Origin of the sequence: Peribacillus sp. NJ11, assembly GCF_030348405.1 — a bacterium.
Lineage (GTDB): Bacteria > Bacillota > Bacilli > Bacillales > DSM-1321 > Peribacillus.
Genome location: NZ_JAUCFO010000001.1, coordinates 5,344,142 through 5,358,003 on the forward strand (window position 1 = coordinate 5,344,142; position 13,862 = coordinate 5,358,003).

A 13,862-nucleotide genomic window follows, 5' to 3' on the forward strand; every position below is an offset into this window, starting at 1 on the left:
ATCCCTAGGACCATTTAATTATTTTAATTACAAAGGATTCGATATAATAATTTCACAGTACTATAAAAAATGCATAAAAAAAGCATAAAAATTCATATAAGTTAATGGCAAGCATCGGAAGGCCTTAACAACTATATATACTAAATTAAGGGATGGCATAGTTGCCATCCCCTAATTTAGTATATATTCATTCAGACAGGATCACTTTTTTACCCGCCAATGAATGACATTTCGATTTTTTCCTGTTTTGTCACTGTTCCCGCTGCCCGTTCATCTGAATAGCGGTCGTCCCTATGGTTCCAAAGTGAAATGATGAATTCAGTCAATTCTTCATCTGTCATGTCGGAACGGAGCAATGACTTCAAGTCATGCCCCTTTCCATTAAACAGGCATGTATATAAACTTCCGTTAGCAGAAAGTCGTGCACGTGTACAACTGGAACAAAAAGACTCGGATACTGATGTTATGAAGCCCACTTCTGCAGTAGTGCCTTTATAACGGAAGCGTTTTGCCACTTCTCCAAAATAATCTTCATCAACCGGTTCAAGATCGAATTCGGTTTGGAGCATCTCGAGCAATTCTTTTTTCGTAATGACATTCTTCAACTGCCAGCCATTTGTATGTCCGACATCCATGAATTCTATATAGCGTAATTGAATGCCCTCTTCCTTACAAAAACGGGCCATCGGCAGGATTTGAGATTCATTGGTTTCTTTTTTCACAACCATATTGACTTTAACGCCAAGCCCAGCTACTTTGGCAGCAGCTATGCCTTCAATGACCGGCTTTACCCCGATGTCCCTGCCGTTCATCTTCTTGAAAAGTTCATCATCGAGACTGTCTAAGCTGATATTAACCCGCTGCAAACCAGCTGCCTTCAAATTCGCGGCATGTTTTTTCAAGAAGACACCATTCGTAGTCAATCCGATATCTTCAATACCATCAATTTGAACGAGATTTGAAATCAGAGTGGTAAGATCTCTCCGGAGTAATGGTTCACCGCCTGTCAACCTTAGTTTTTTAACCCCTAAGCTTGCAAATATTTTAGAAAGCCTTACAATTTCCTCATAAGATAATAGCTCACTTTTAGGCAGGAACTGAAAATTCTCATGAAAAATTTCAGCAGGCATGCAATACTGACAGCGAAAGTTGCACCGATCTATGACTGAAATCCTTAAATCCCTTAGTGGCCTGTCCATTGAATCTTTTATATGACTGTTCAATTAACCACTCCTAGCCATAAGTATTAGAAAAAAACCAGACCATAAAAAGTGGCTCCATAGAATGGATTCACTTTTTTTTGACTGGCTTTATATTTCTATTACCTGGTTATTATTTGATTCCTAATGCAATTTTAGCATATCTGGACATTTTGTCTTTGGTCCACGGCGGACTCCAGACTATTTTAACATCCGTTTCCTTGACCTCTGGAATATCTTCCAGAACCAATTTCACTTGATCGACAATCGTCCCAGCCATCGGGCAGCCCATTGCAGTCAATGTCATCGTTACTGTAGTCAGACCTTCCTCATCCATATCAACATCATATACCAAACCTAAATTCACGATATCTATACCAAGCTCCGGGTCAATGACCTGCTCCAAAGCTCCTAAAATAATGTCTTTTGTATCTTGATCCACTTCGATCACTCCTTTTATGGAAAATCTCTTCATTGTCCGTATTAGAATCATAACAGATTTCGGGTGAGTACTTAAGCTTTTTGCACAGTTGACAGCAAATGTTTCGCGAACCAGTCCGCAGTAAGAAGTACTCCTTCTCTACTGACCTTGTGTCCTGATTTAGGGTCGAGAATAAATTCGATTTTTTCATTTGCCTCATTATAACCCGCTTTGACCCCTTCATAAAAGCGATATGCATGCTGATATGGTACCACTGGATCTTTAGCTCCATGCCAAAAAAGAAGCGGGCGGTTGGAAAGCTTATCTTGATTAAGACTCAAGTCAAATGGCTTGAGCTGTTCAATCACCTTGGCAACTTCCTCATCAGTAGCAGGGAAATCAACTTTCCTTTTCTTAATTTCCGCCATTTGGAGCTCTGCATACGCGACATATGATGGGTTTCCCATCAAACTGACTCCGGCCGATATCCAATCATAAGCAGCAAGAGCCCCATTAGTCACTATTCCCCCCATAGAGGTACCCGCTATACCTATTCTGTCAGGATCAATTAATTTTCTGGATATTAAATCATCCTTCATCAAAGATAAATCCTGGATGGTCTGTAAAACCATTTCCCAAAAACGGGGCATCATTTCGGAATCACTTAAACCAGCTTCCCTTTCCCCATGATGAATCACATCGGGAAGAAGTACACGAAACCCCTTCTCAGCCAATAAATAAGCATAGTGAAGATTGTGTTCCTTTGCACTTTGAAAACCATGTATAAAAATAATAAGCGGTAATTTCTGATGGAAAGTGGTTTCCTCACTTAAGTGTAATACAGGAATATGTCCAATTTCTTCCTTTTCAATTATTATCAAGTTAACCCCTCCGAATAATTTGTTCGGTTTTAATCTAAAAGAAGTTCAACAACCTTCTCAAAAAGAATTTTGCATTCCTTATTCCATTCCTTTAAACCTGAGCATCGCTTTAAGTATCATGATCCTGCATATAGTAATATCATACAGGAATGCATAAAGAATGAAAAAGATTTACATTTACTTTAAAATAGTCTTAACAATATTTGCATATAATGAAATCAAAAAGAACAGAAGGTGTGTACATGGCGGAGAAACATTTAATCGTATTGGATCTTGATGGTACTTTACTTACAGATAAAAAAACAATTTCTTCAAGAACTAAAAAAACACTGCTAAAACTTAAGGAAGATGGACACGAAGTTATGATAGCTACCGGTCGTCCCTTTCGCTCAAGTGAACTTTATTACCGGGAATTGGGATTGACTACACCAATCGTTAATTTCAATGGCGCTTTCATCCATCACCCATTACAGACAAGCTGGGGGGTATACCACTCTCCACTGGATATAAATGTAGCGAAGGAGATTGTTGAAGCGTGTGATCAGTTTGAATATCACAACATCATCGCTGAAGTCCGTGACGATGTTTATGTCCATTATCATGATGAAAAATTGATGGACATGTTCAATCTAGGAAATCCAAACATGAAGACGGGTGACTTGCGCAATTTCCTTAAGGATTCCCCAACTTCGATGCTAATTCACACAGATAGTCAATTTGTAGGCCAGATTCGCCAGCATTTATCCGATGTTCATGCAGAATTGGTCGATCATCGCCGCTGGGCAGAGCCTTTTCATATCATTGAAATCATTAAGAGCGGGTTAAGTAAAGCCGTGGGGCTAAAACGCGTATCCAACTATCTGGAAATTCCTCAAAACAGGATAATCGCTTTCGGGGATGAAGATAATGATTTGGAAATGCTCGATTACGCGGGAACCGGAGTAGCTATGGGAAATGCAATCTCACCAGTAAAAACAGTTGCAAATACGACTACATTGACGAATGAAGAAGATGGAATAGCAGTCTTCCTTGAAGAAAAATTCAATATTAAACCCTAATACGTCATTTTTTACCTTCATAATATCTCTCTTACAAGCCAAACTAATAAGGACAACAGCTTCCTTATGTTGTCGACAACGCTCAGAATCGGAGGAGATAAGCATGGGTAAAAGCAGTAAATCTAAACGATTTGTACAGCAGGGCAAAGAAAGTGTTGCCAGGCATGCCGAAAAAATCCCTTATCACACTACGTTTGAAGAAGCTGAAAAAGACAGGTTAAGAATTATGTCTGAACAAAGCTATGGTGGCTTCTAATGGGAAACAAATTATTCCAGAAAGCAAGGGAATTTGTAGAAGAAGCTCTCCACTCTGAGCATGACGGTGACCAGCAAAAGACAGAGGAAGTCGCTAAAAACGCTCTTTCATCAGCCTTTGCCAATACTACAGAGGCGGAAAAAGAACAACTGCGAGAACTCCAGGAAGAGCTGGAAAACCACTCGAAATAAAGTGAAGGCCTCCAGGATTCCTGGAGGCTTTCATTATGTTCATCAATTGTTATTTCGTGCCTTACCTCCTTTTTCACCGATTTCTTTATAAAAATCTTTACCATGGGAATCGGAAGTGGCCTCGCCGCCCTTTTGTCCAATTTCTTGATAGAAGTCCTTATCATGATTATTCGATGTCGCTTTTCCGCCCTTTTGCCCAATTTCCCGGTAAAAATCCTTGTCGTGATTTTTAGAAGTGGCTTCCCCGCCTCTACGTCCTGCTTCTTCTCTACTCATTTTTTCATCGTTAGCCATTTTTATCACTCCTTCAAGGTTTTAAATTGGCGCTACATTATCAGAATTAGCCGTATTGTACAAGCAATAAACTTATAACACCAAAAATTCTTCCTTTTGTAATGGAAGTGTAATGGCTTTAATTTTCCTGTTAATATCATTCCCTGCGGAAGGTACCGACAATGCCCGAAGTTTCTATAATGTTTGTAAAAGCGTGTGGATCCACTTCTTTGATGATCCGTTCAAGGTCATACAGTTCATACCTTGTAATGACGATCAATAACATTTCCTTATTTTCGTTAGTGAACGCCCCTTTTGCAGGAACCCTTGTAATTCCGCGAACTAACTGAGCATGGATTGCCTGTTTAAGTTCTTCGCTTTTCTTTGTAATGATCATGGCTGTAAGCTTTTCATGACGAGTATGTATCGCGTCCACAACACGGGTAGATGTGTAAAGGGTAACAAGTGTATACAAGGCTTTTTCCGGTCCATAAACAGCTCCTGCAGTCACAATGATCACGCCATTCAGCAGAAATAAATAAGTACCTACAGGTTTATCCTTCTTCCGTGATAGAAGCATGGCGATAATATCCATTCCGCCAGTAGATGCACCGTATTTCAAGGTGATTCCCACACCCACTGCAGCTATGACTCCGCCAAACACCGCATTCAATAATATGTCAGGTGACCAGCGTGTAATCGGAATGATTTCCATAAAAAAGGACATCAAGACAACGCTGAGGAAACTATAAAAAGTAAAGGACTTTCCAACTTTCCGCCAGGCAATGATCGTTACTGGAATGTTCAATACAAGCAATAGAATTCCTGTCGATACATTAAAAGGAGCAAAAGAACCTATCATTCTTGATAGTAGCTGGGCCACTCCTGTAAAGCCGCTTGCATATACGTTTGCCGGTATTAGAAAAAAGTTCATCGCAATAGCATTAAGTAATGCTCCGACCACAACTATGATAATTTTCTTCATTTCACCACTGTACATTCTAAAAACCTCCATTTCACCCTTATCCTATTATCTTTTTACCCTTAATTATTTATTCTATTTACGTAGAGATTGAATTTTTACCGTTTCGTGCTACACTAAAAAGTAAAGTGACCACTCATTTTCTAAAAATTGTAAAAAGAAAGCAGGTGTATTATGGCTATCACAATTCTTGCAGATAGTGCATGTGATTTGCCATTGTCTTTCTATAAGGAAAACAATGTATCATTAATCCCTTTACAAGTCCATCTTGATGGGGAAAATTACGAAGATTTACTTACCATTAATTCTCACGAAGTCTATCAGGCGATGATTGATGGAAAAGCTCCTAAAACATCGCAAGCTTCTCCAGAATACTTTATAGAACTTTTTACACAGTTTGCCAAGGAGAAAAAACAAGGTATCTATATAGCCTTTTCCTCTGAGTTATCAGGAACTTATCAAACGGCAGTGATGATTCTTAATCAGGTGAAGGAAGAGTACCCTGACCTTGACATCGAAATCGTCAATACGAAATGTGCTTCGATGGGGGTCGGTTTAATTGTAAAGAAAGCTGCCGATCTAGCAGCAAACGGTGCCACTAAAGAAGTGATCCTAGCTGACATCGAATTCCGCACCCGGCATATGGAGCATCTATTCACTGTTGATAATCTTGATTATTTGGCCCGTGGCGGTCGCATCTCCAAAACCTCTGCCCTTGTTGGAGGTTTATTAAACATTAAACCGTTATTGCATGTTGAAGATGGGAAGCTTGTTCCGCTTGAAAAGATACGCGGCAAAAAGAAATTGATTAAACGTGTAATAGATTTAATGCATGAAAGAGGCAAAAATTTAACAACCCAAACGATTGCCATCAGTCATGGTGATGATGAAGCCACGGCATTGGAATGGAAGGAAGCCATTCAAAATGAATTCGGGACAACCGATTTCATGATCCATACAATCGGCTCCGTCATCGGTGCACATGCCGGTCCTGGTACAATTGCCCTCTTCTTCTTAAACGATACCCCTGGGAAATCATAAACATACATACTCCCCTCCATATTTGTGAACAATATATATTGATCATGATAATGGAAGGGAGTTTTCACTATGTCAAAAACAACTGATAACAATAAAAGGCCAAAAGATAACCAAGCGATAAATGCCGAGAAAAATATCGCATATCAGGAAAATCTCACTGCAGGTAAGCACTCCTATTCGAAGAAAACGGACCATAAGTGAAGCGTGGGGCTTGTGCCCTCGCTTTTTTTATAAGCAGTCACCGATTTAACCATATGGTTTATATAGTTGTCTTCCTATCACTCTTTCTCTATAATAAAGGAAATAAAACCTGCTGGAGGTAAGTGATGGCAAAGGAAAATTCATTTGATATTGTTTCGAAAGTAGACTTTTCAGAGGTAACGAATGCAGTTACCATGGCTATGAAGGAAATTCAGACCCGCTATGATTTTAAAGGTAGCATAAGCAGCGTCACCATTGAAAAAGAAGACCTGGTTTTAGTGTCCGACGATGAGTATAAGCTCGAACAGTTGAAGGATGTCCTCATTAGTAAACTCATTAAACGTGACGTACCCATCAAGAATCTGGACTATGGTAAATTAGAAGGTGCTTCTGGCGGTACCGTTCGCCAGCGGGCTAAGTTAATTCAAGGTATCGATAAGGAACAAGCAAAAAAGATTAATACCATCATTAAAAATAGCGGTCTTAAAGTGAAAAGCCAAATCCAGGATGATCAAATCCGTGTTACCGGTAAGAACCGGGATGATTTGCAAGGAATCATTTCTGCAATCCGAGGCGCTGACCTGTCCATTGACGTACAATTTTTAAATTACCGCTAAGTAAGAAGGCCTCACCTGCTTTTTGGGTGGGTCTTTTTTATATGTTAGCAGCTGCCTCTATAGCGGTAATACCCTCTTTTCCCTCAAATGAATCTCCTTCATGGAACATGGATAGACTAGTCATGTTCCCTCAGAATAAATAATAACCCAAACTCTCTTTTGGTCATTTTTTCCATGTTTTCTTTTTCCCAAAAGAAGGAATAGAAAAGCGTAGATAATTAAACAGGAGGCGTTTAATCTTGACTAGTCAAAACCAAAATCAAAACAAACAAGGATTTCCACCTCAACATCAACAACATCAACCTGGAGTGGAAACAAAAATGGAACCGAACCCTGATTCAGTTAAATCTACCTACAAAGGAAGTGGTAAATTAATAGGGAAAACGGCAATCATAACTGGAGGAGACAGCGGAATCGGTAAATCAGTTGCCATTTATTATGCTAAAGAAGGTGCTAATGTGACAGTTGCCTACTTGGATGAACACGAGGATGCTCAAACGACAAAAGAATTGATCGAGAAAGAAGGCCAGAGATGTTTACTCATTTCCGGAGATATCGGTGATGAAGCATTCTGCCAGGATGTCGTCAAAAAAACGGTGGATGAATTCGGCGGTTTGGATATTCTAGTCAACAACGCTGGAGAACAGCATGTGCAGACAAGTATCCTTGACATTTCTGCTGAACAATTGGAAAAAACGTTCCGCACTAATATTTTCTCGATGTTCCATTTAACAAAAGCTGCATTGAAGCACCTGAAAAAAGGAAGCAGCATCATCAATACAACCTCTATCACAGCCTATCAGGGCAATCCAAAATTAATCGATTACTCTTCAACAAAAGGTGCAATACTAGCCTTCACAAGAGCTCTATCGAACTCCATCTCAAAAGATGGCATCAGAGTGAACGGCGTTGCGCCAGGTCCAATCTGGACACCGCTGATTCCTGCCTCATTCGGTGAAGCGGATGTTGCCAAATTCGGTACGGATACTCCAATGGGCCGCGCAGGACAGCCAGAGGAATTAGCACCAGCCTATGTTTATTTGGCTAGTGATGATTCATCCTATGTCAGCGGACAAGTCATCCATGTAAATGGCGGTACCGTTGTAAACGGATAAGCTAACTTCAAAAGCAGTGGATTTCGTCGCAAATTGAAATCCACTGCTTTGCTTTTTTCAAGCAGGATATTTCCAATTAACACGGAAATATTGGGTATGGAAGGAGTGACCTCATTTGAAAAATATTATAGACCCCTGGTTCACCGTTCAGGAATTGGGCTCAAAGACGTTTGCAATTAGTGAATATGGTCATTGGGAGAAAGTTCATTCCTTTTTACTAATTGGGGGAGTTCCAAGCTGCGTTAATCGATACAGGATTAGGCATCGTGCCGATTAAGCGGATTACGGACCAGCTTACCGAACTTCCGATAATCGTCCTGACCACACATGTGCATGCGGATCATATTGGCGGACATGGGGATTATGATACAATTTATGTTCATGGTGATGATGCCGATTGGCTGATCAACGGCATTAAGGGTTTGTCTTTGGAACAAATAAGAAAAGACATGGCTCGGGATATCACTATACCCGTACCGGAGTCTTTCGACCCTGATACATACAAGCCATACCAGGGGTACCCGGATAAACTCTTATCGGATGGGGACACCATTGATCTTGGGAACCGTAATTTAGGCATTTATCACACACCTGGGCATTCACCTGGCCACATCTCTATTTTTGATCATGAAACTGGTTATTTATTTACTGGTGACCTGCTTTATTCAGATACTCCAGTTTATGCATTTTATCCCTCGACAAGCCCTGAAGACCTTGTGAATTCGTTAGAAAAAATCGCTTCGATCCAGAAAGTCTCCAAAATCTATGGTGGACATAACCAACTCGGCCTTGAACCAAAGATTTTTTGTGAAATCCTTACAGCCATTCAATATCTTAAAGAGAATAACTTAGTCAGACATGGAACGGGTGTACATACATTTCAAAGTTTCAGCGTACATTTCTAGCAAAAGGGCATTGCTTTTACGCAATGCCCTTTTCGTTTAATAAGTCATGGCCATCGAACCTTGCTTGATAGATCTGCAAGAATGCCTTTCCACAAAATGATGTGGAATGATGGACCCAGCAGGAGTATCTCCAGTTTGCAGCATTTGAATGATGCCTTTAGCGGCCTGATATCCCAAATCGAAGATATTAATATCTACAGAAGTCAGGGCTGGTAATGACAGTTCAGAGAAAAGAACGTTATTGAAGCTTACGATGGACATTTCTTCAGGAGTGCGCACGCCCATCTCACGAAGTGAATGCACGATGCCAAGTGCCATAAGATCATCACTGACCACCAAAGCGGTTGGTGGTTCATCGATGGATAGTAACCTTTTTGCAGCAGCTTGTCCACCTTCATGCAAAAAGTCTTCATGCAGGGTATATTCCTTCCTTCGATCGATTCCAGCACTCTTCAACGCTCGTTCATAACCTAATAAGCGATCGAGGGTCATCACTAGGGTTACATCACCTCCGATGAATCCAATCCTTTCATGCCCTAGCTGAATGAGATAATCTGTTGCCTGCTCGGCTGCCAAGACATTATCGTTATCTACATATGTTATCTCCTCGATAAAATCATAGGGTTTCCCAATGATGACAAACGGAAAATCCCTTGCTCTCAAATAGGTCAGAATGTGATCGTCCATCCTAGAATACATCAGGATTATTCCATCAACCATCCCCCCCTGCACCATATTTACGACTCCTTCGTAGATTTCATCTTCTGTTTTTCCCGTGCTTAGCAACAGGGAATAATGGTTTTCCTGAGCCCCCTCACTAAGACCCTGGAGGATCGTCGGAAAAAATGGATTTTGATAATAATCATTTGACGAGCTTGGCAGTACCAAGCCAATGATCCTGGTTGATTGATTAGCAAGACTACGTGCAATGAAGTTTGGATGGTATCCTAATTTATTCATCGCCTTACGTACCCGTACCTTTGTTTTTTCACTTATTCGAGGATTATTTGCAATCACTCGAGAAACTGTTGAAGGAGCAACATTCGCTAACTGTGCCACATCTTTTATCGTGATGGCCATTCATTTCCCCTCTCCCTTCTTAGCCTTTATTGACTTCATTCAAAAAAAGGTGAATACCAATAAACACTTCTCTTATATTTATTTTATAATTATACATTTTTATGTATTAATAATACACTCTGCCCAATAGTTATTTCCATACTTTTTTTGCCGTTTATTCATTTTATCAGAAAATACTTACTTTTCCGTTTTTTTTCGTATATTTTTCAAAAATTAAAAAGAAGCTGATTATAGATCAGCTTCTAAAAAACGGACAGGTCTTTTGTGCAGAAAGAAGTCAGACGACTAACTACATAGGGTTTAAAGCTAGTTTCCAATCAAATCAAAGGAAGATATTTATAGATCAATAACGATAAATCCTTGTTTCATATGGTCGTAAATCAATAACGGACCCTTCAGGACAATCCTCATAATTAGCTAGTAAAAGTTCCATTTCACCCCAATGAGAAAGATCGATTTGGTGGTGATTCACACTAAAGTTACATATTACCTTGACTGAATCACCATTCATAATTCTTGTATAAATATAAAGTTCAGGGTGATCTTCCCATAATAATTCATATTCCCCATAAACAAGTACCTGATGTTTTTTTCGAAGTTCAATCATTTTTTTATAGAAATGATAAATGGATGATGGATCATTCCTCTGCTGTTCTACATTAATGGCACGATAATTGGAATTAACCTTCATCCAGGGTGTTCCGTGCGTGAACCCACCATTTTCTTTATCATTCCATTGCATCGGCGTTCGTGAATTATCACGGCCGCTATGCCATATAATGTTCATTATTTCATCATGCGAACGACCTTTTGAGGTCTCAATCCGGTAAAAATTTTTCATTCCAACATCATCATAATCATCAATCGAATCAAATTTGACATTCGTCATGCCTATTTCCTGACCTTGATAAATAAAAGGTGTCCCTTGCATGAAAAAATATAGAGCCCCAAGCATTTTTGCGCTTTCCAGCCAATATTGATGATCATTTCCCCAGGTCGATACACTTCTGGGCTGGTCATGATTTTCAAAAAACAAAGCATTCCAGCCTTTGTTTTTCAGCCCCTTTTGCCACTTGGTCATGGTGCGTTTTAACCCCTGAACATCAACATCGTGATTCTGTCCCCTATTCCAAAGTCCAAGATGTTCAAATTGAAATATCATATTGAATTTCCCATTCAATTCCCCGACCCATTCATCAGCCTGCTCAATCCTGACGCCATTGGCCTCCCCGACCGTCATGATATCATACTTAGAGAAAGTCTCTTCCTTCAACTCCTGAAGGTAATCCAGAATCCCGTCCTGATTGGTATGCATTTCAAACGCAGGTACATACTGATGCCAATAAGGGTTGGGCATATCCGGCAGGCCTTCACGCTTATGAATATGCGTAATCGCATCAATCCGGAAGCCATCAATTCCCTTATCGAGCCACCAATTCACCATTTCATACAACGCCTGTCGCACACCCTCATTTTTCCAGTTTAAATCTGGCTGCTTTTCGGCAAATAAATGTAAATAGTATTGATTGGTCCTTTCATCGAATTTCCAGGCACTTCCGGAAAAGATACTTTCCCAATTATTAGGCTCCCGTCCGTCCTGCCCATCCCTCCATATATACCAATCCCGTTTCGGATTATCGCGTGACGAACGTGACTCAACGAACCAGGGGTGCTCATCGCTTGTATGGTTCAAAACAAGATCGAGTATCACCTTCATCCCACGTGCGTGAACATCCTCCAATAACAGTTCAATATCTTCGATTGAACCGAACTCATCGGAAACTGCTTGATAATCACTAATATCATAGCCATTATCCGCATTGGGCGATTTATAAAATGGACAAATCCAAATGACATCTACCCCTAAATCCTGCAGATAATCTAGCTTTGAAATCAACCCTTTAATATCTCCTACACCATCACCATTACTATCCATGAAACTGCGCGGGTATATTTGATAGCAAACCGCTTCTTTCCACCAAGTCTTATTCATGCTGTACCCTCCCGATCCTGTTTTCCACAAAGCCTTAGGGACAATGTTTGGCAGCTACCCACAATCGAGAGGTACATGATTATTTTGGTTGGTTCCGTTTTGAACGCTTAATAACCAAAGCAATGAATATACCAAAAATAAGAAGAACCAATCCTATAACTAACAGGTAAGGAATATTGATAATCGACTTGGGTGACAGTGTGTAAACTTCTGTCGTCTCCCTGTCGATTACGATAGAGTAGCTGTTGTCCTTACTGCGGACCAGATCCCCATTCAGCATACCTCTCAACTCTTTATTACTTTCAAGTTCCTTTTCAGTAAGGTTTATCTTTTGAGTTTCAGTCGTATTGTTCATGGCGACGACAATCGTTTCATCACCATACACACGTTTGAATACCGAAGCTCCGCCTTTTTCATATAAAAGCTCCATATCCCCTTTTATCAATGCTGGGTACATGTCTCTGAGATCAGAAAGCTTTGTTATATATTCCACCAATTCCTGTTCTGTCTTGAAATTCATCAATTTATGATTATCCGGAGCAATATCACCATTTAAGGCAATTTCCGATCCATAAAATACGATTGGTACTCCTGGCATCGTATATAGATATGACAGCGCCATTCTCCATCTGGCACCTGGGTTTTCGTTATGATCGGCTGCATCCTTTGTAAAACGCGGCATTCCCTGAGTATCCATGAACAATGCCTGAGGAGCATTGCCCCCAAATTCATCTTCACTTTTCGCAAACGAATTAAAAACGGGTTTCAATTCTTTATCAGGTGCAGCAAATGCTTCCCGTAGCTCAACATTTTGCGGATAAGCCATGAAAGCATCGATACCCGTTTTCTTATAGCTTGAAATCAAATCCGCATCACCTTGTATATCGCCGATTGTATAGAAATTTGATTTTTCAGATTTGACTGCACCTACAAATTCCTTCCAAAAATCTTTTGCTACGTATTGAACCTTATTTAAACGGTACCCATCAATATCAGTTTCCGTTATCCACCATTTTGCGGCATCAAGTAAATATTTCCTTGTTTCCTCATTGTCTTGATTCAAATCCGGAAGACCATCGACCCAGCCTGTTTCCAAATCCTTTTGATTACCTTCATTGGAAATCTTTTTTTCTTCATGGAACCAATCTTGTTTTTCAGGGTCGTTCAGCCAAGATGAGTCAGGACCCACATTATTTGCTTGAAAATCAATGATCACCTTCATATCGCGTTTATGTGCCTCATTCACGAGTTTTTTAAACTCTTTAATTGTCCCAAAGTGTGTATCCGTTTTATAAAAATCAGTCACCCAATCGCCATGATAGCCATTTTCATCATTAGCGAAAATTGGTGAAAGGATGATAGCTGTATAACCCATATCTTTTAAATAATTCAGTTTCTTCGTGACACCTTCAAAATCCCCACCATTAAACGCAGAAGGGTCATTCACATTCGCATCTCCATTATTTTGTGTATTACCATCGAAAAATCTGTCGACCAATAATGAATATACGATTTCGTCCTTCCAAGTTCGTTGTTCTTTTTCAGCTGCTCCTACTGGAATGGCGTAAAAAAGAAGCAACGGAATTAAAGCGAGTGATAACACTCTTTTTCTCATATCCGCTCTCCTCCTAGCTATCTCTTTACGCCTT

14 protein-coding genes and 2 pseudogenes are annotated in these 13,862 nt (G+C 40.0%); 8 read left to right on the top strand and 8 right to left on the bottom strand.

Features of this window, described 5'->3' with window-relative positions; genetic code table 11:
- Nucleotides 1-209: 209 nt before the first annotated feature.
- The 3 genes from moaA to QUF86_RS26130 all read right to left on the bottom strand — a co-directional run bounded on the left by moaA (nucleotide 210) and on the right by QUF86_RS26130 (nucleotide 2,501).
- On the bottom strand, nucleotides 210-1,199 hold the full coding sequence (gene moaA / locus QUF86_RS26120) for a GTP 3',8-cyclase MoaA (protein ID WP_289318458.1): 990 nt from the start codon (nucleotides 1,197-1,199) through the stop codon (nucleotides 210-212).
- Between the two features lie 133 nt (nucleotides 1,200-1,332).
- Nucleotides 1,333-1,641, bottom strand: a complete 309-nt coding sequence (locus QUF86_RS26125) for a metal-sulfur cluster assembly factor (RefSeq protein ID WP_034314562.1) — start codon at nucleotides 1,639-1,641, stop codon at nucleotides 1,333-1,335.
- A 71-nt stretch (nucleotides 1,642-1,712) separates the two neighbouring features.
- Entirely contained in the window at nucleotides 1,713-2,501 is a 789-nt protein-coding gene (locus QUF86_RS26130) for an alpha/beta fold hydrolase (RefSeq protein ID WP_289336107.1), read from the bottom strand.
- A 242-nt stretch (nucleotides 2,502-2,743) separates the two neighbouring features.
- On the opposite strand from QUF86_RS26130, the gene QUF86_RS26135 reads away from it, so the two are divergent.
- From QUF86_RS26135 to QUF86_RS26145, 3 genes are all read left to right on the top strand, one after another.
- On the top strand, nucleotides 2,744-3,559 hold the full coding sequence (locus QUF86_RS26135; RefSeq protein ID WP_289318459.1) for a Cof-type HAD-IIB family hydrolase: 816 nt from the start codon (nucleotides 2,744-2,746) through the stop codon (nucleotides 3,557-3,559).
- A 103-nt stretch (nucleotides 3,560-3,662) separates the two neighbouring features.
- Nucleotides 3,663-3,815, top strand: a complete 153-nt coding sequence (locus tag QUF86_RS26140; RefSeq protein WP_164468789.1) for a hypothetical protein — start codon at nucleotides 3,663-3,665, stop codon at nucleotides 3,813-3,815.
- Nucleotides 3,815-4,006 (top strand): DUF3813 domain-containing protein, encoded by a 192-nt coding sequence (locus QUF86_RS26145; protein WP_289317487.1) that lies wholly within the window; start codon nucleotides 3,815-3,817, stop codon nucleotides 4,004-4,006. Before QUF86_RS26140 ends, QUF86_RS26145 begins: the two co-directional genes overlap by 1 nt.
- A gap of 45 nt (nucleotides 4,007-4,051) precedes the next feature.
- Here the strand turns inward: QUF86_RS26145 and QUF86_RS26150 are convergent.
- Nucleotides 4,052-4,300: pseudogene (locus tag QUF86_RS26150) on the bottom strand (KGG domain-containing protein); the annotation flags it as partial.
- 136 nt (nucleotides 4,301-4,436) lie between these two features.
- A complete protein-coding gene (locus QUF86_RS26155) occupies nucleotides 4,437-5,279 on the bottom strand; it encodes a YitT family protein (protein WP_289336108.1) in 843 nt (280 codons plus the stop codon).
- Nucleotides 5,280-5,435: 156 nt separating this feature from the next.
- Here QUF86_RS26155 and QUF86_RS26160 point away from each other — a divergent pair, with 156 nt between their 5' ends.
- The 5 genes and pseudogenes from QUF86_RS26160 (at nucleotide 5,436) to QUF86_RS26180 (ending at nucleotide 9,140) form a co-directional block, all read left to right on the top strand.
- A complete protein-coding gene (locus QUF86_RS26160; protein ID WP_289317489.1) occupies nucleotides 5,436-6,302 on the top strand; it encodes a DegV family protein in 867 nt (288 codons plus the stop codon).
- A gap of 69 nt (nucleotides 6,303-6,371) precedes the next feature.
- Nucleotides 6,372-6,503 carry a DUF3941 domain-containing protein gene (locus tag QUF86_RS26165; RefSeq protein WP_081092478.1) on the top strand — a complete coding sequence of 44 codons (132 nt, stop codon included), beginning with the start codon at nucleotides 6,372-6,374 and terminating at the stop codon, nucleotides 6,501-6,503.
- Nucleotides 6,504-6,628: 125 nt separating this feature from the next.
- Nucleotides 6,629-7,120 carry a YajQ family cyclic di-GMP-binding protein gene (locus QUF86_RS26170; protein WP_289317490.1) on the top strand — a complete coding sequence of 164 codons (492 nt, stop codon included), beginning with the start codon at nucleotides 6,629-6,631 and terminating at the stop codon, nucleotides 7,118-7,120.
- Between the two features lie 239 nt (nucleotides 7,121-7,359).
- The gene (locus QUF86_RS26175) at nucleotides 7,360-8,235 is read left to right on the top strand and encodes an SDR family oxidoreductase (protein ID WP_289317491.1); all 876 of its coding nucleotides are present in this window, start codon (nucleotides 7,360-7,362) and stop codon (nucleotides 8,233-8,235) included.
- Between the two features lie 115 nt (nucleotides 8,236-8,350).
- Nucleotides 8,351-9,140 (top strand): annotated as a pseudogene (locus QUF86_RS26180) (MBL fold metallo-hydrolase).
- Nucleotides 9,141-9,176: 36 nt separating this feature from the next.
- Here QUF86_RS26180 and QUF86_RS26185 read toward each other — a convergent pair.
- From QUF86_RS26185 to QUF86_RS26195, 3 genes are all read right to left on the bottom strand, one after another.
- On the bottom strand, nucleotides 9,177-10,220 hold the full coding sequence (locus tag QUF86_RS26185) for a LacI family DNA-binding transcriptional regulator (protein WP_289317493.1): 1,044 nt from the start codon (nucleotides 10,218-10,220) through the stop codon (nucleotides 9,177-9,179).
- Nucleotides 10,221-10,563: 343 nt separating this feature from the next.
- A complete protein-coding gene (locus QUF86_RS26190; protein ID WP_289317494.1) occupies nucleotides 10,564-12,213 on the bottom strand; it encodes a glycoside hydrolase family 13 protein in 1,650 nt (549 codons plus the stop codon).
- Nucleotides 12,214-12,292: 79 nt separating this feature from the next.
- Nucleotides 12,293-13,828 (bottom strand): alpha-amylase family glycosyl hydrolase, encoded by a 1,536-nt coding sequence (locus QUF86_RS26195; protein WP_289317495.1) that lies wholly within the window; start codon nucleotides 13,826-13,828, stop codon nucleotides 12,293-12,295.
- Nucleotides 13,829-13,862 lie beyond the last annotated feature (34 nt).

Coding starts and splice junctions, on each gene's coding strand:
- QUF86_RS26165 (WP_081092478.1), top strand. CDS start 6,372: ATGTCAAAAACAACTGATAACAATAAAAGGCCAAAAGATAACCAAGCG.
- QUF86_RS26135 (WP_289318459.1), top strand. CDS start 2,744: ATGGCGGAGAAACATTTAATCGTATTGGATCTTGATGGTACTTTACTT.
- moaA (WP_289318458.1), bottom strand. CDS start 1,199: ATGGACAGGCCACTAAGGGATTTAAGGATTTCAGTCATAGATCGGTGC.
- QUF86_RS26195 (WP_289317495.1), bottom strand. CDS start 13,828: ATGAGAAAAAGAGTGTTATCACTCGCTTTAATTCCGTTGCTTCTTTTT.
- QUF86_RS26155 (WP_289336108.1), bottom strand. CDS start 5,279: ATGTACAGTGGTGAAATGAAGAAAATTATCATAGTTGTGGTCGGAGCA.
- QUF86_RS26190 (WP_289317494.1), bottom strand. CDS start 12,213: ATGAATAAGACTTGGTGGAAAGAAGCGGTTTGCTATCAAATATACCCG.
- QUF86_RS26185 (WP_289317493.1), bottom strand. CDS start 10,220: ATGGCCATCACGATAAAAGATGTGGCACAGTTAGCGAATGTTGCTCCT.
- QUF86_RS26170 (WP_289317490.1), top strand. CDS start 6,629: ATGGCAAAGGAAAATTCATTTGATATTGTTTCGAAAGTAGACTTTTCA.
- QUF86_RS26140 (WP_164468789.1), top strand. CDS start 3,663: ATGGGTAAAAGCAGTAAATCTAAACGATTTGTACAGCAGGGCAAAGAA.
- QUF86_RS26145 (WP_289317487.1), top strand. CDS start 3,815: ATGGGAAACAAATTATTCCAGAAAGCAAGGGAATTTGTAGAAGAAGCT.
- QUF86_RS26160 (WP_289317489.1), top strand. CDS start 5,436: ATGGCTATCACAATTCTTGCAGATAGTGCATGTGATTTGCCATTGTCT.